This is a genomic window from Cellvibrio chitinivorans, assembly GCF_035117775.1.
Classification (GTDB): domain Bacteria; phylum Pseudomonadota; class Gammaproteobacteria; order Pseudomonadales; family Cellvibrionaceae; genus Cellvibrio; species Cellvibrio chitinivorans.
In genome coordinates, this window is record NZ_JAYKKN010000003.1 from 454,865 (window position 1) to 471,916 (window position 17,052).

Consider the following 17,052-nt stretch of genomic DNA (forward strand, 5'->3'; position numbering starts at 1 on the left):
GCCCTCACGCTTTTATTAAGTTTTTCCTTTTAAGGAGCGATCGCCGTGAAAGGTCTGATCCGTATTACCTTACAAAAACCCCTGACCTTTATCGTGCTGGCAATTTTGATTGCAGGTTTCGGCACACTCGCTGCGCTGCGCATGCCGGTCGATATTTTTCCGGCGATTCGTATTCCGGTTATCGCTGTATCTTGGACTTACAGCGGACTCGCGCCGGAAGATATTTCCAATCGCATTATTTCCCCTTACCAACGCGCACTAAATACTACTGTTTCGGATATTGAGCATATCGAAAGCCAGTCGATGACCGGCATGGGCATAGTGCGGATTTTCTTTCATCCCAATGTGGATATTCGCACCGCCACGGCGCAGGTCACGGCCGTATCGCAAACCATGTTGCGCACTATGCCGCCGGGAATTACACCGCCGTTTATTGTGAATTACGATGCGTCCACAGTACCGGTGCTGCAAGTAGCACTCTCAGGCGAAGGATTAACCGAGCAGCAATTAAATGATTTGGGCATGACGCAAATTCGCCCGCAATTGCTCACGCTGCCCGGTGTTGCTATGCCCTTGCCTTCAGGCGGAAAACAGCGGCAAATCCAGATAGATTTGAACCCGGTTGCGCTGCAATCTTTTGGTTTATCGGCTGCCGATGTCGGCGCTGCAATTGCCGCACAAAACCAAATCAGCCCCGCCGGTTTTGTCAAAATGGGTTCGCAACAATACAACGTCAAACTCAATAACGCGCCCGATTCACTTCAAGGTTTAAGCGATATCCCCGTTAAAGTCGTGAACGGCGCGACTATTTATATGCGCGATATTGCCACTGTGCGCGACGGCAGCAGCCCGCAGCAAAATATCGTGCATGTCGATGGCACTCGCTCAGTGTTATTAACCATTTTGAAAAACGGCGCGGTATCAACATTGGAAGTTGTAGAGAGTGTAAAAGAAGCGCTGCCACGCATTACCGATGGCCTCGCCAACTCACTTAAAGCTATTCCTATCGCCGACCAATCGGTGTTTGTACGCGCCTCCATGATGACGGTACTGCATGAAGCACTGCTGGTTGCTGCACTGATTTCACTGCTGATTTTATTGTTCCTCGGTTCATGGCGCGCAACCGTCATTGTTGCCGCATCCATTCCGCTTTCTATTTTTGCCGCTATCGCCGTACTCAATGCCTTTGGTCAAACCCTGAATGCCATGACCCTCGGCGGCCTTGCCATTGCGATTGGTATTTTGGTGGATGAAGCCACAGTGACGATTGAAAATATCGAGCGGCATTTGGGCGAAGGCAAAAGTGTGACTCAGGCAATTATGGATGGCGCCTCAGAAATTTTAATTCCCGTTTTCGTCGCACTCTTGTGTATTTGTATCGTGTTTGTACCCATGTTTTTCCTGCCGGGTATTTCAGGTTATTTGTTCGTGCCTATGGCGCTTTCGGTAGTGTTTGCGATGGTCGCGTCCTTTCTGTTATCGCGCACAGTCGTACTCACTATGGCGATGTATTTATTAAAGCCACATCACGCTGAAGATAACAATCAAACATCTGTGCACACAAAAATGTCATGGAGCCAGCGTCTGTTCGCACCTTTTATTCATTTCCAGAAAAAATTTGAGCAGGGGTTTGAAAAAATGCGTAATAGCTACACTCGCTCCCTCGCTGGCGTACTTGCCACACGCAAAATTTTCGCCGCCGGTTTTATGGGTTTAGTGATTGTCTCCTTTTTATTAGTGCCATTTTTAGGGCGCAACTTTTTCCCCGCGGTAGATTCAAGCAGCATGCTGCTCCATGTGCGTATGCCAGCAGGCATTAAAGTGGAAGAAAGCGCCGCGCGTTTTGAATTGATTGGCCGCACCCTGCGCGAATTAATTCCGGCAGAGGAATTGGATTCGATCATCAACAACATCGGCATGCCGGTGAGCATGTTGAATATGATCTACAACACCTCCGGTACCGTGAGCGCGCAAGATGGCGACATCATGATCAGCCTAAAACCCGGTTATCGAGCGGCAAAACATATCGAGAATTTGCGCAAAGAATTGCCCGCACGTTTTCCCGCCACAACTTTTTCATTTTTGCCCGCCGACATCACCAGCCAGATTTTAAATTTCGGTTCACCTTCACCGCTGGATGTGCAAATTACCGGGCGCAACGCTACTGCTAACCGCGAATTTGCCGAAGTGTTATTGCGCCGCATTAACAGTATTCCAGGCATTGCCGATGTGCGTATCCAGCAGCCAGAAAGTACACCGCAATTGAATATCGACATCGACCGTTCGCGCATCGGCCAGTACGGTATTACCGCGCGCGATGTCACCACCAGCCTCGGCGCATCACTCGCGGGAACACAACAAACTGCTCCGGTGTTTTATATCAATCCCGCCAACGGGGTTTCTTATCCGGTTGTTGCGCAGGTACCGGAATATTTAATGGCCGATATCAGCGATCTTGAAAATGTTCCGATCTCTAGTGCAACAAACGGATCACAAAGTTTAGGCGGCCTTGCACGCATTACGCGCTCAACAACTTTGCCGGTGGTATCGCAATACAACATGCAATCCATGATTAATATTTTTGCGACTACACAAGGGCGCGATTTAGGTTCGGTTGCCGATGACATCAATGCAGTGATTGCAGAACTGGAGAAAGAGCGCCCAGCGGGTACTAACGTCACATTGCGCGGCCAATACCAGACGATGAACATCGCCTTCGGCGGTTTGGGTTATGGCTTACTCGGTGCAATTGCGTTGATTTATTTTTTGATTGTGGTGAATTTCCAAAGCTGGAAAGACCCGCTGATTATTATCTCCGCACTACCCGCTGCACTCGCCGGAATTGTGTGGATTTTATTTGTGTCTTTCACGCCGCTTTCTGTTCCGGCGCTCACCGGCGCGATTATGTGTATGGGCGTAGCGACGGCGAACTCGATTTTGCTGGTGAGTTTTGCGCGCGACCGCCTCGCAGAAACAGGCGATGCACTACAAGCTGCACTTGAAGCCGGATACGTGCGTTTGCGTCCGGTGGTGATGACCGCACTGGCGATGATTATCGGCATGATTCCTATGGCGCTCGGCATAGGTGAAGGCGCCGAACAAAATGCGCCGCTCGGCCGCGCAGTTATCGGCGGGCTGATCACCGCCACCATCGCCACCTTATTTTTTGTTCCTGCGGTATTTAGCTGGGCGCATCGCCATCAGGCTAAAAAAGTCGCATCTCAAACGGAGTTAATGCCAAACAATGTCTAATCACTCTACTCAACAGCAGGCTCACCCCCAAATCCCGCCGGTGGATTCAACCGAATTTCGTCGCAAATTAGTGAAGCTCGGCGTGGTCGTCGGTGTAGTCGGCATCGCACTCGCTGGCCTCGGCATTTGGCAGCGCAGTAACGCCACTGCAGATTTAACCCAAGCAGCGGCGCAAGCGGCACTGCCGAGTGTATCGGTGATTACCGCAGCCACCAGCCCCGATGCAAATACGCTGGTTTTACCGGGCAATTTGGAACCACTCAACAGCGCTTCGATTTACGCGCAAACCAATGGCTACATAAAAGAATGGTTAGTTGATATTGGCGATAGCGTGAAAAAAGGTCAGGTGCTGGCCGTATTGGATGCGCCGGAGTTGCTGCATCAATTAGCACAAGCCAAAGCCGATTACGCCACTGCACTCGCTGAACAAAATAATGCGCAGAGCATGGCTGACCGCGCGAATAATTTGATGAAGCTAAACAGCGCCGCTGTCTCGCGCGAAATGGTCGAGCAGCGCAGCCGTGATGCTGAAGCAAAAACTGCGGCAACCGCTGCCGCGCGCGCAAATGTGGATCGATTGGAAGCGCTGCAATCTTTTACAAAACTGAGCGCGCCTTTTGATGGCATAGTCACCAGCCGCTCGGCGCAACTGGGTGATTTGGTTGTTGCAGGGACATCTAACACACAGCCGCTATTTACGATTTCCGACTCAAACACCATGCGCATTTTTGTGCGCGTGCCGCAAAATTACGCCACACAAACCCAAGCAGGACAAAGCGCAGAATTGCGCCTGCCGGAATACGCCGGAAAAACTTTTCCCGCCGAAGTCACGCGCAGTTCACGCGCTGTGGATATCACCTCCGGCTCCGTACTGGTCGAGCTACAAGCAGCCAATACCGATGGCAATCTGATGCCCGGCGCCTACGCACAGGTCACCTTTAAGCTGACTAACAACGAAGGCAGCATCCGCATTCCCGGCAGTGCAATTTTGTTCCGCGAACAACAACCGGTGGTCGCCGCCATCAACGAAAAAAATATCGTCACCCTTAAACCCGTCATCATCGGCCGCGATGAAGGAACGGTAGTGGAAATCGCCTCAGGCATCAGCGCCGACGAACACATCATCAGCACCCCACCCGATGCCATTCGCACCGGCGATGAAGTGCGTGTGGTGAGATAAGTAGTGCGATAACTTTTTGTGATAAATAATTGCGATGAATATTTGAGAGAAAAATTGTGTGATGAATGTGAGCGATGCAGCCGGAGAAAATCTATTTCTCTTGCTGCAACGCCCAATCATAAAGGAAATTCTTTTTTAACCCGGTTAGTTTTGCGCCTATGGCCGCTGCTTGTTTCACCGGCAGCTCGTCCAACAACACTTTCATAATGTGCATTTGTTCTGGCGTCATGGCTTCGTTTTCAGCCTTAGGAGCACCGTGAACCAAAAGCACAATCTCACCGCGCTGCTGATTGCTATCGCTCTCCACCCACGCGGCCAAATCACCTACTTTATCGCCCTTGATGGTTTCAAAAGTTTTGGTCAGCTCGCGCGCCATCACCACTTCGCGCTCGGCACCAAAGACCTGCGCCATGTCTTGCAGGGTTTCCAGAATGCGATGCGGTGCTTCATAAAAAATCAGCGTGCGCGGATCGGCCGCCACTGATTGCAATTGTGCGCAGCGAGCCACTTGTTTTGCGGGCAGAAATCCTTCAAACGCGAATCGGTCAGAGGGCAAACCGGCCGCGCTTAAAGCGGCGATCATCGCACTAGCGCCGGGAATCGGTACCACTTGCACTCCCGCCAGTCGCGCGCTGCGCACCAAGCGGTAGCCGGGGTCAGATACCAGCGGCGTACCGGCATCGGAAATTAACGCCACTGATTCACCCGCACGCAAACGAGTGATCAGCTGTTCGACGCGGGTGTCATCACTGTGATCATGGTAGGCAATGCAGGGGGTTTTGATATCGAAATGGGACAGCAAGCGGGAACTGTGTCGCGTATCTTCCGCCGCAATCACCGCTACTGTTTGTAGTGTTTCTACCGCTCGCGGTACCATATCGCCCAGGTTGCCAATCGGGGTCGCCACGACATAAAGAATGCCTTGAGTTGAGGCTACTGTTGTCATTCAGGACTCCGGAAAAAGTTGGGATCAAGCCATTGACGTGGCTTTGGATGTTGAATATTCACTGCTGGTTTTTTACCGAGGTTTTCATGCCGATACGGCCATTGTTTAGCACTTTATCGACCAAATTGCGCATTTTATCGACCAATTCGCTAACCACTGTGATGGTCGCCAGTCTGGCCGTAAGCTTGGCGAGCTGTAGTAGCAACGCACCTAAATCCGACCAAGGCAAATCTTCTGCGGCCAAAACCCAATCTGCCAAACCCAGCGCCAGCGCGCTCTTAAAGCAGGCAAATCAAGCGCAATCGCCCGAGCGTGAACGCTTGGTGTTGGAGGCAGCACAAGCTTATATCGATGCTCAGCAATACAATCGCGCGCGCGATTTGTTAGTCGATATGAACTCCGATGAGCTACCGGACAATCAGTATGTAAAACACACAGATTTGCTCAGCACTGTGGCGCTCCACGAGGGCTCCAATTTTTTGGCGCACGGCATTCTAACCAAGCCACGCCTTGAACAACAATGGCAAAGCATGGAGCCACAAACCGAAGTGGCCCTGCGCGAAAAACGCGCGCAGGTGTTTGCGCTTTTAGGTGAAGCGCAACTCAGCGTGGCTGAACGCATCCAATTAAGCAGCCTGATCGACAATAAAACCCAGCTGCAAACCAATCAGGATTTACTCTGGCAAAGCCTGATGAGCATTCCCTTCGCCGAGTTACAACAACTGGCTCAACATGAAAATGGCCAGGCTGCACGCGGCTGGTACAGTCTTGCCACAATCAACAAAAACAACCAAATCGATTTGGAACAACAGCGCGCACAACTGGAAGCTTGGCTCGATCAATGGCGCACTCACCCGGCGCACGACAATCTGCCCAACGATTTGCGCTTACTGCAAAGCCTGATCGACCAACAACCAAAACAAGTCGCGCTCTTGCTGCCTATGCAAGGCAAACTCGCCGAAGCCGGTGAAGCGGTGCGCGATGGTTTTTTTGCCGCCTATTTTGAAGCCTTGAGCAATGGCAGAAGCACCCCGGAAGTACGCCAATACGATAGCAGTGGCGATGCGCTGGCCGCTTACCAACAAGCTGTTGCCGATGGTGCTGATCTGGTAATTGGCCCAATCGATAAAGAAAATGTGACAGAACTAAGTTTGATGCCATCGCTGGAAGTGCCGGTGTTATCGCTCAATTATCCTGATGCACCACCGGCAGAACCGCTCAAAGGTTTTTATCAGTTTGGTTTGGCAGTTGAAGATGAAGCGCGTCAAGTTGCGCGTCAGGCATTTTTGGAAGGACATCGCCAAGCGATGGTGATCATCCCCTCGCAAGAATGGAGCGAGCGCAGCGCACGTGCATTTACTGAAGAGTGGGAAAAACTGGGCGGCATAGTTGTAAACCGCACCCAATTCCAAAACAGCGCGAATTATTCCGGCTTGGTGAAAGATGCCATGCTGATCGAGCAAAGCCAGATTCGCGCACGTGAAATGCAAGACCTGCTCGGCATTCAACTACAATCATCACCGCGCAGCCGCAGCGATGTGGATATGATTTTTTTAATCGCCAACCCCGCACAAGCGCGCCAGATCAAACCGACTTTTGCGTTTCACTACGCAGGGAAAATTCCGGTTTACGCCACCAGTCAGGTTTACTCCGGCCAGCCAGATCCGAAAATGGATCGCGATCTAAACGGTATCCGTTTCAACACTATGCCTTGGTTGTTTGACACCACCAGCAAAGAAAAACAAATCATCGCCCAACACACCAAATCTGCCGCCGTTTATGGCCGCTTACACGCACTGGGCGCAGATGCATTTCGCCTTTACGCGCGCTTGCCGCAACTTGAACAAGTAGCGGATATGCGTATTTACGGCGCAACCGGCGCACTGCATATGCTTAGTGATGGCCGCATCGAGCGCGAGCAAATTTGGGTTCGCTTCCGCAACGGTGAAGCACAGCCGCTGCCGATGGTAATCAACGCCAATACCGTTCAATACTAGGAATTAATTATGTTCAAGCGCGACAAGGATGACGCCAGCAACACCCAGAATGCGATTAATCTGCACAACACTATTTCCATAGGTGCGCAAGCAGAAGCACAGGCAGAAAGCTATTTACACCAACAGGGTCTAATCACCCGCTGCAAAAATTATCGCTGCAAACTCGGCGAAATTGACCTGATCATGCTGCAAAAAACTTCGCTGGGAACCTGCTTTGTATTTGTTGAAGTGCGCCTGCGTACCAACAAACGTTTTGCCCCAGCACTCGCTACTGTGGATTATCGCAAGCAGCAAAAAATAATTCGCACTGCAACGCGCTTTTTACAAGAGCAGCGACTGTTCGATAAAGTCGCCTGCCGTTTTGATGTGGTAGCATTGGATCAAACCGGCACAGCACCACCCATTCAATGGATTCAAAATGCGTTTGGAGCCTGATCGCTCATGGCGAGCATTTGGTTCTGGCAAACCAGTACAACACCAGCACAACAAGTAGAAATATTATGGATCAACGCGTTATCACTCTGTTTCATGAAAGTATTGAAGCAAAAATGCATGCCGGTGAAGAGCTGGCCCCGCTGATCGCACAAGCCAGTCAATTCATCGTTAATGCGCTGCTGAATGAAAAAAAAATCCTCACCTGTGGCAACGGCATTTCGGCAGCACAAGCGCAAATTTTTACTGCCAGTTTGATCAACCGTTTCGAGCAGGAGCGCCCAAGTCTGCCCTCTTTTAATTTGGGTTCTGATTTCACTACTCACACTGCAATTGGTAGCGATTACAGTTTTAGAGATGTTTACGCCAAACAAATTCGCTCACTCGGCCAACCTGGCGATATTTTGCTGCTACTCACTAGCACCGGCAAAGCAAGTAATTTATTGCAGGCGATTAGCGCCGCGCACGATAAAGAAATGCAAGTTATTGCACTGACTGCTGGCGATGGCGGCGATGTTACATCCCTACTTGATCGCCACGATTTGGAACTTCGCGTCCCTAGTGTGGCCAAACCTCGCATCCATGAAATTCATCTGCTCAGCTTGTTTTGCTTGTGCGACCTTATCGATCAGCAATTGTTTGGAGGCTTTTAATGCAACATCGCTACACTATCACCCACAGGATTTTTCATCTGGGCAAGATAATGGCGATAGCGTTAGGGCTTGCGATAACACTGGGCGGCTGTGCAAAAATCATCACAGTTACCACCAGCGAACCCATTCAAATCAAAACCAATAAGCGCACATTCGGCACCAAAATTAATGATGAGCAATTAGAAACCATCGCGCGCGTCAACCTCAACAAAGCCAGCGAACAACTTGAAGACGCAAATATCAATATCGATAGCTTTAACGGCATTATTTTGTTGACCGGTCAGGTTCCCAATGGGCAACTCCACACTCTGGCGGGCGATACCGTAGGAAAAATTAATACCGTTCGCCAGGTTCACAATGAGCTTCTCACGCGCGCGCCCACAACATTCCAAGAGCGCAGTCACGACAATTGGATCACCACTAAAATCAAAACCAAACTGGTGGTAAGCAGCATTCAAAGCCGCCGCATTTTGATCAGGACCGAAGCAAAAACGGTCTTTTTAATGGGGCTGGTATCGCGCTATGAAGCGGATCGGATCACCGAAGTCGCCAAGACGACCGATGGTGTAAACCAAGTTGTGAAAGTATTTGAATACGTCGATTAATCATCGTTAGAAATTAAATCACTACTGTTTATTGCATCATCTCTGAGGATTGTCACTCTGCTAGCCCCAGTGCTGGCATTATTTGCACATCCTGCTAGTATCCTGCGCACGACCGATAAATTTCACTATCTGTTTATTCACCCTGCTGCAAAGGAAATATCCATGATCTCTACCATTGTTATTATCGTGATAATTGCTGTACTGGTGTTCTACGTCATCGGGATTTACAACAAACTGGTTGCGCTCAAAAATCGTTTTGAAAATGCATTTTCGCAAATTGAAGTGCAACTCAAGCGCCGCTACGACCTGATACCCAATCTGGTTGAAACCGCGAAGGCGTACCTCAAACACGAACGCGAAACACTGGAAGCGGTTATCAGTGCGCGCAATCAAGCGATGAATGGCTTGCAAGCAGCAGCTGCAAATCCGGGAAGTGCCGCGGCAATCGGGCAACTTGCCGGTGCAGAGAGCTTACTCACCAACGCAATGGGGCGTTTAAACGTGGTGATGGAAGCTTATCCAGACTTAAAAGCATCGCAAAATATGATGCAAGTTTCCGAGGAACTGACTAGCACCGAAAACAAAGTCGCCTTCGCTCGCCAAGCATTTAACGATGCAGTAACGGCGTACAACACTTACAAACAAAGTTTTCCGCCTGTTGTGTTTGCCAACACGTTCGGCCACAGCGAAGATGCCACCTTGTTAATTTTTGCAGACAGCGCAGAAATTCAGGTAGCACCAAAAGTTCAGTTTTAACCAGTTAAGATTCCAGCAAATCGCCCAAAGTCTTCCTTCTATATATACGCACAATAAATAGAAGGAAGATTCAGGTTTCAACCGGCACAAGTCTTCCTTCTTTATATATACATTCTTATCGCCATCACTTACTTTTCATCGACAGGTTGCGCGCATGAATTTCTTTGAACACCAGGATCGCGCCAGACGCAAAACCCATCACCTGATTGTGTTGTTAATTCTCGCCGTACTTTCCCTTGTTGGCATCACCACCTTTTTATTTGCCGCTTTTGTGTATTTTGGCCAAAGTCACTCCACAGCAAGTGTACAAACGCAGGGCGTATTACAAGGAATTTTGCACGCGCTTAGTTTGCAGAACTTTCTTTGGATTGCACTTGCCGTTAGCAGTGTTGTGCTAATTGGCAGTTTGTTTCGCTATGTTCAATTGCGTGGCGGCGGTAAAGCTATAGCTGAATCAATGGGTGGGCGCTTGTTGTCCGGCACCACCAGCGATGCCAATGAACGCAAAATTTTAAACGTTGTTGAAGAGATGGCGATTGCATCTGGCGCGGCAGTACCGCCGGTGTATTTAATTGATGATGATGCGATCAATGCTTTTGCCGCCGGTTATCACCCCCAAGATGCCGTCATCGGCATCACGCGCGGTTGTATTAACACCTTAAATCGCGATGAACTCCAAGGCGTAATCGCACACGAATTCAGTCATATTTATCACGGCGACATGCGTATCAATATGCGTTTGATTGCATTGCTCTACGGCATTTTGGTGATTGGCTTGATCGGCGAATTTTTGATGCGCAGCGCGGGCAATCGCAGTATTCGTCGCTCCAGTAAAGACAACTCCCCCGCTGCAATGCTGGCGCTAGGGCTGGGGTTACTCGCCATTGGTTACAGCGGAATATTTTTTGGCAATCTGATTAAAGCCGCCGTAAGCCGCCAGCGGGAATTTCTCGCCGATGCCTCTGCAGTGCAATTTACTCGCAACCCAGATGGTATCGCTGGAGCCCTGAAAAAAATCGGCAGCAGTAGTTCCGGCTCACAATTAAAGAATGAACACGCCTCTGAATTTAGCCATATGTATTTCGGGCAAGGTGTGAAATCATTTTTCACCTTAATGGCTACACATCCGCCATTGGAAGAGCGCATCAAACGCATTCAACCCAATTGGAATGGTGAATTTACCCAAGCGACATATATAAGAAGCAAGACTTCGACAGATGACACTAGTGCGATGGGCTTTAGTGCGGCAGCAAACACAGCAGGCGATGCCCATATTAATGCCATCATTAATATAGATGCTGCATTGGAGCAAATCGCGCAACCCAGCCAACCGCAAGTTGCCTATGCGCGCGACCGTATCGCAGAAATTCCTGCGCAATTAAAAGCAGCAGCACAAATTCCATTTAGCGCGCGCGGTGTGATTGTCGGACTATTGCTGGATCGTCAGCATGATTTGCGTCGCACACAACTCGAACTGCTCAATCAACATTTATCGCTAGACGATATTAATGATCTGATGCCGATTATCACCAGCGCCGCTGAGCTTGATGCAAGCTTGCGTTTGCCGCTAATCGAATTATGTTTAAGCCCACTCAAACAATTGTCGATTGCACAACAACGGGCATTTATCGATTGCCTTCACTTGGTTATTCACGCTGACAATAAAGTCAGCCTGATGGAGTGGGCGGTTTATCGCATAGTGCTGCACAACACCATCATTCACAGCAAGCCTGCGCGCAATCGCAATCTGCGCGATCTTCAACACGAGTGCCAATTACTATTATCGCTACTGGCATATTCAGGCGCCGCTAACAAGGACGATGCGCAACTCGCCTTTGATCAAGCAAAAGCAGTTTTAAATTTCTCTGATTTGGTACTTATGCCTCGCAGCGAAATTAAATTGACTGACACCGATGAAGCGCTGGAGCAACTTAACCTCACCAAACCACTGCAAAAACCACAACTTCTCAAAGCGCTGAGCCAATGCATTTTGCAGGATGGCAAAGTGACAATTATTGAAGCAGAACTTTTTCGCGCTATTGCCGATAGTCTCGATTGCCCTATTCCTCCGCTCATTAACGGAATGAACTAGTAAGCGCGTGTTTTTGCAACTAAACGCTCTACAACAATTGGGGGCTGAGCGGTTATAATGCGCGGCACTTTATTTAGGCGCCTGTATTAAGCTCCTGTATTTACATCGCAATATTTACACCCCAAAGCACTCAGCTAACCAAATTGAGGTACTTACCTTGCAACTGGACAACGCATCTGTAGCGCAACTGCGCGAATGGGAAAGCCAACTCACCGAACAATATCAGGCTATCCTCGCCAAAAAACTCAATCTCGATCTGACTCGCGGCAAACCTTCAGCTGAACAGCTGAACCTGTCCGACGAATTGGACGGTCTGCTCAAGGGCAATTACATCGCTGCCGATGGCACCGACACTCGTAACTACGGCGGCCTCGATGGTTTGCCCGAAGCGAAACAACTGGGCGCCAATATCATGGGCGTTGAGCCAGCAAACATTCTGGTCGGCGGCAGCTCCAGCCTGACCCTGATGTTCCAAATGATGTTGACCGCTTATCAATTCGGCTTGAAAGACGCCGCCAGCGCCTGGAAAAACGAAGGCGAAGTAAAGTTCATCTGCCCAGTTCCAGGCTATGACCGCCACTACACAGTGTGCGAGCAACTCGGCATCAAGATGATCAACGTACCTATGACTTCTACCGGCCCGGATATGGATGCAGTAGAGGCGCTAATCAAAGCAGACAAATCCATCAAAGGTATGTGGTGTGTACCTAAGTACTCCAACCCTACCGGTGTTGTATATAGCGATGAAACCGTTGAGCGCATTGCCAAGCTCGGCCAAATTGCCAGCGCTAACTTCCGCGTATTCTGGGATAACGCCTACTCAGTTCACGACCTGACGGCAAATGCTCCGCAACTGGCCAGCATTCTTGAGGCGACTCGCCGCAATGGTACCGAAGATTCTGTTGTGCAATTTGCATCGACTTCAAAGATTACCCACGCAGGTTCAGGCGTAGCATTTGTTGCTGCAAGCGCTGCAAACCTTGCGGGCTTCAAAAAATTTTTGAACAGCTGCACCATCGGGCCAGACAAAGTAAATCAAATCCGCCACACTCGTTTGCTGCCAAACAAAGAAGCGCTGATGGCGCATATGGGTAAACACGCTGCGTTGTTGAATCCACGTTTTGATGCGGTATTAACTGGATTGAGCAATGCATTTGAAGGCACAGATTTGGGCGCATGGGAAAAACCTGTTGGCGGCTACTTTGTTTCTTTTGATACCCGCAAAGGTTGTGCAAAAGAAACTGTTCGCCTCGCAGCAGAAGCTGGTGTGAAATTAACTCCTGCAGGTGCAACCTACCCCTATGGCAAAGACCCTGAAGATCGCAATATTCGTATCGCCCCTTCAGTTCCAACTGTGCCGGAAGTTGTTGGCGCAATGGAAGTGTTTGTGACCTGTGTGAAACTGGCGTCAGTAAAACAACAACTCGCTAGCCTTAGCTAATTGTCTATTTGCCAGATAACAAAAAGCCGCTTTTTACAGCGGCTTTTGCATTTTTAGTCCCGCATAAAATAATAAGTGTAAAAACCAAGGGTTCTAACAAATCGAGATTAATTCCAAAACACTTGGCACGCCTTTTTGAATCCTTCCTATACTCCAATTAACCAACCGGTTAATTGCCAACAACGCTATCAATTTTATTATTTACTCATTCTGGATTAGTCGCTTAAGGATCGATAGGTTTTTAATCTGTACTTTTGAACTGCAATGTTAATCTGCACATCAAGAGTTCAACCCTTTTTCTCTGCGCGTTTTGCCTCAGGAGATATTTGTATGGGTGTTGCTGCGACCGTTGAAAAGTATTTAAAAGCGAAGCGAATCAATTTCACATTGCTTGAGCATGAGTATTGCGAAGGCACTTATAACACAGCACGCGTTGCCCGAATCGATGATCAGTGTCTAGCCAAAGGCGTGCTGCTGCGCGATGAAGATTTCCATTACACGCTTTGTGTATTACCCACACGCAATAAAATTCTCCGTCACACACTCAACCAAATTTTTGACCGGCATATGGAGCTAGTCGATGAAGAGGAGCTGGCGGCAATATTTAAAGATTGCGCAGAAGGTGCAATACCCGCACTAGGTGAAGCCTATGGTTTAGATGTCATCTGGGATGAAAAGCTACTAGGCGTTGAAGAAATCTACATAGAAGCAGGCGATCACCGTCATCTTATTCGCTTGAAGCAACCAGACTTTGCACTCTTGATGAGCAACAAACTACACGACAACTTTAGTGCTGAGCGCCATAGGCACGGCACCTTGCCTAAAAAATATATCCGCCACGAATACGAACTTTGATCTGCCCTTCTGCCCCCCCCAAAAACATCAGGCGAAAAAAAACCGCTGTTTCAAACAGCGGTTTTTCGATCAGTCTGACTAGTGAATTAGTCAGCCATAGGCACCAGAACTACGTTAGGGGCATTGGCTTCACGCGCCGCATCAGCAACAGCAACATAAACACCGGTATCAGCCTTGCCGCTCGCCTGAATAATCACAGACGCCTTAGGCAACTCTGCACGCAAACGCTCAATGTTAGAACGCACTGCACGGGTATCTACACGGCGCTCACCTTCTTTCTCCAGCAACCAGATTTGGTTATCAGAAGAGATACGCACCAAAATGTTTGGGTCAGCTTCAGGTGGCGGAGGGTTGTTGTTTGGCTCCGGAACGTTAGGGTTAATACCTGACTCTTTCACAAAGGATGCGGTCACAATGAAGAAAATCAACATGATGAAGACCACGTCGAGCATGGGCGTCAAGTCAATCTCGTTAGTATCTTCGCCGGCACGGCCTTTTTTTCTGCGGCTCACTGTGGGTACTCCTCGTGTTATTTGGAACGTTATAGTAAGTCTGTGGGGTGTAAAGCACCAATTCTAGCAGTTTTGACAAACCAAAAACCAACTCTTTATCCGCCCAAAACTATGAATTTACGTGAAATATTCGGCTCTTGGTTGCTACCACTGGCCATTTAATAACCAGCTCCTTGTCGGCAGTAAAACAGACCTATCACATAGTGATTTTGGCATCCTAAAATACAATCAGTTCAGCTTTAAGCCGTTTAGATCACACAAAAGAGTTTTGGCCCCATCTTTGCGAACCCGGTTATATCAAGTATTTAGCCAAAATCTATATCAGGTACTAATGAGAAGATTTAACAACCAGTCATCCCCCCTAAGGCTTCCCCCTCGTACATCATCCGCATCCTGACATGCTTTTAGCATGCCCTCATTGAAAATGTTTTTCATCGCTCGCCCCTCCATTTTAACTCGACAAAAAAGCTCACAATCTCGTAACCAGCATCCAAAAAAGATTTTCGTTAGCGTCATCCTTTTGAATACCAAGTTTGCGCAGACATAATCCATCCCACATTGACTGAATGAAATACAACTCATCTGATAACAGAGCGCTCCTAACTGTGAGCGTAAATTCGCACCAAATGAAAAGTGGTTAATTAATGATTTAGTAATTCATCACATTTTTGGAGGCAGTATTTAAGCCTCAGGCTGTATGCATTTTTTTATTCAAATTTATCCCAATTACCAAGAACCCAACTTTGTATTGATGAGCACAAAGTACATACCTTCATCTCTTGCAGCTGATGGTTTCGGGAGACTTCATAAACTGTGCGCAGAATTGAAAAATGATCCCCCCTCTAACAACCAGCCGTATCGACAAAGAATAGATCCTCAAAAACAACTTTTTTCAGCCAGCGTAGGCCTATGCACATATAAAACCGATTGCATTTCAGCTTTACCGTATTAGTTGAATCAAACACCTAAAAACTGAATTGGCAGGGATTTTTTACTTTCAGGAAACGGTTTTCAGTTTACAAACGCGCGCTTTATCCGACTTGCAAAACCATGAGCAACTAAAAACTCATCATGAACTCTGATTTTTAGGAAAGGTAGTGGCATTAACGGAGCGATTTAAACGGAAGGAAAACCAAAAAATGGATTAAAAATATCACTATCGACAAACGATTTTTTTTGTTGAGAAGATGAAAAACTAACAATTCCATTAAGCCGTGTTTTTCTTGCACAGAGCTGAACTTACAAAAAACTTTTCCGAAAAATTATCTAATCCGCATTTTTTTACTAAAAATCGTCAAAAAAACGCATTTTTATTGAGTATTTAACGCAAAAAACTTGAATTTTTTTAATAAAGTTTTAATTTATACATGTTGTACTTTTTAATCCATTTATCGACTCGTCGAAAACTATAAAGGAAGCACACCATGGCTGCACGTAAACAAACCGCCGTTAATACTGTTGCAAGTTTGGAACAGCAATTGGCTCAACTGAAAGCACAACTGACAAAAGCCCGCGCAGCTCAAGCGGCTGATGCCGGTAAAGCTGTTGCTGGTTTGGTAAAAGATGCTGCAAAAGCAGCTGCTGCACTGAAAGCTGCACAAAGCAAGTTGGCCGCTGCAGCCAAAAAGAAAACCCCTGGTTCAGCAAAACAAGTTGCTGCTGCTAGAACTGCTGTTGCAGCAGCTAAAAAAGAAGCTGTTGCAGCTAAAGTTAAAGTTGCAGAAGCGAAAAAAGAAGCTGCTGCCGCTAAAGCTGCTGCTAAATTGGCCGCTGCTCACGACAAAGCTGTTGCTAGAGCAGAAGCTGCTGTTGCCAAACGCTTGAAAGTAGCTGCGAAAAAAGCTGCAGTTAAAACCAAAGCAGCAGAGAAGAAAGCAGCAGCTAAAGCCAAATTAGCCGCCAAAAAAGCTGCAGTAAAAGCAAAATTGGCTGCCAAGAAGCAAGCTGTTAAAGCAAAACTCGCCGCAAAAAAAGCAGCACTGAAAACCAAAGCAGCAGCTAAGAAAGCAGCCGCTAAAGCTAAAGTTGCAGCTAAGAAAGTTGCCGCCAAAGCAAAAGCAGCCGCTAAAAAGTCTGCAGTAAAAGCCAAAGTTGCAGCCAAGAAAACTGTAGCTAAAACTAAAGTGGCAGCAAAAAAGCCAGCCGCGAAGAAAGTAGTTGCTAAAAAACCAGCTGCTGCAAAAGCGGTAGCCAAAAAACCAGCAGCGAAAAAAGTAGTTGCTAAAAAGCCAGCTGGTACTGCGCCAGCTAAACGTGGCCGCAAGCCAAAAGCAGCAGCTCCAGTCTCTGCAGCTTAATGTAAGCGCACAAGCACGAACAAAAAAGGCACCT

Annotated in this window: 13 protein-coding genes; 11 read left to right on the top strand and 2 right to left on the bottom strand. The window is 48.1% G+C overall.

Going from position 1 to position 17,052, the window contains the following annotated elements; genetic code table 11:
* The first annotated feature begins 45 nt into the window (after positions 1-45).
* Positions 46-3,252, top strand: a complete 3,207-nt coding sequence (locus tag SPL68_RS11795) for an efflux RND transporter permease subunit (protein WP_323815350.1) — start codon at positions 46-48, stop codon at positions 3,250-3,252.
* Positions 3,245-4,432, top strand: coding sequence for an efflux RND transporter periplasmic adaptor subunit (locus SPL68_RS11800; protein WP_323815351.1), 1,188 nt, complete (start codon positions 3,245-3,247; stop codon positions 4,430-4,432). Before SPL68_RS11795 ends, SPL68_RS11800 begins: the two co-directional genes overlap by 8 nt.
* Positions 4,433-4,523: 91 nt before the next feature.
* Here the strand turns inward: SPL68_RS11800 and rsmI are convergent, their stop codons facing one another.
* Positions 4,524-5,378, bottom strand: coding sequence for a 16S rRNA (cytidine(1402)-2'-O)-methyltransferase (rsmI, locus tag SPL68_RS11805; protein ID WP_323815352.1), 855 nt, complete (start codon positions 5,376-5,378; stop codon positions 4,524-4,526).
* An 86-nt stretch (positions 5,379-5,464) separates the two neighbouring features.
* Here rsmI and SPL68_RS11810 point away from each other — a divergent pair, with 86 nt between their 5' ends.
* The 8 genes from SPL68_RS11810 (at position 5,465) to SPL68_RS11845 (ending at position 14,209) form a co-directional block, all read left to right on the top strand.
* Complete coding sequence (locus SPL68_RS11810; RefSeq protein WP_323815353.1) at positions 5,465-7,375, top strand: penicillin-binding protein activator; 1,911 nt, start codon at positions 5,465-5,467, stop codon at positions 7,373-7,375.
* Positions 7,376-7,384: 9 nt separating this feature from the next.
* The gene (locus SPL68_RS11815) at positions 7,385-7,810 is read left to right on the top strand and encodes a YraN family protein (protein WP_323815354.1); all 426 of its coding nucleotides are present in this window, start codon (positions 7,385-7,387) and stop codon (positions 7,808-7,810) included.
* Positions 7,811-7,875: 65 nt separating this feature from the next.
* Positions 7,876-8,460, top strand: coding sequence for an SIS domain-containing protein (locus tag SPL68_RS11820; RefSeq protein ID WP_323815355.1), 585 nt, complete (start codon positions 7,876-7,878; stop codon positions 8,458-8,460).
* Positions 8,460-9,065, top strand: coding sequence for a BON domain-containing protein (locus SPL68_RS11825; protein ID WP_323815356.1), 606 nt, complete (start codon positions 8,460-8,462; stop codon positions 9,063-9,065). Before SPL68_RS11820 ends, SPL68_RS11825 begins: the two co-directional genes overlap by 1 nt.
* Before the next feature lie 162 nt (positions 9,066-9,227).
* The gene (locus SPL68_RS11830) at positions 9,228-9,821 is read left to right on the top strand and encodes a LemA family protein (RefSeq protein ID WP_323815357.1); all 594 of its coding nucleotides are present in this window, start codon (positions 9,228-9,230) and stop codon (positions 9,819-9,821) included.
* Between the two features lie 154 nt (positions 9,822-9,975).
* Entirely contained in the window at positions 9,976-11,913 is a 1,938-nt protein-coding gene (locus SPL68_RS11835) for a M48 family metallopeptidase (RefSeq protein ID WP_323815358.1), read from the top strand.
* A gap of 157 nt (positions 11,914-12,070) precedes the next feature.
* Positions 12,071-13,354: an aspartate aminotransferase type Ic gene (locus SPL68_RS11840; protein ID WP_323815359.1), complete on the top strand. Its 1,284-nt coding sequence runs from the start codon at positions 12,071-12,073 to the stop codon at positions 13,352-13,354.
* Positions 13,355-13,684: 330 nt separating this feature from the next.
* Complete coding sequence (locus SPL68_RS11845) at positions 13,685-14,209, top strand: aminoacyl-tRNA deacylase (RefSeq protein ID WP_323815360.1); 525 nt, start codon at positions 13,685-13,687, stop codon at positions 14,207-14,209.
* 86 nt (positions 14,210-14,295) lie between these two features.
* On the opposite strand, the gene SPL68_RS11850 is transcribed toward SPL68_RS11845, so the two are convergent.
* Positions 14,296-14,721 (bottom strand): ExbD/TolR family protein, encoded by a 426-nt coding sequence (locus SPL68_RS11850; RefSeq protein ID WP_323815361.1) that lies wholly within the window; start codon positions 14,719-14,721, stop codon positions 14,296-14,298.
* A 1,424-nt stretch (positions 14,722-16,145) separates the two neighbouring features.
* Here SPL68_RS11850 and SPL68_RS11855 point away from each other — a divergent pair.
* On the top strand, positions 16,146-17,018 hold the full coding sequence (locus SPL68_RS11855; RefSeq protein WP_323815362.1) for a hypothetical protein: 873 nt from the start codon (positions 16,146-16,148) through the stop codon (positions 17,016-17,018).
* The last annotated feature ends 34 nt before the right edge of the window (positions 17,019-17,052 follow it).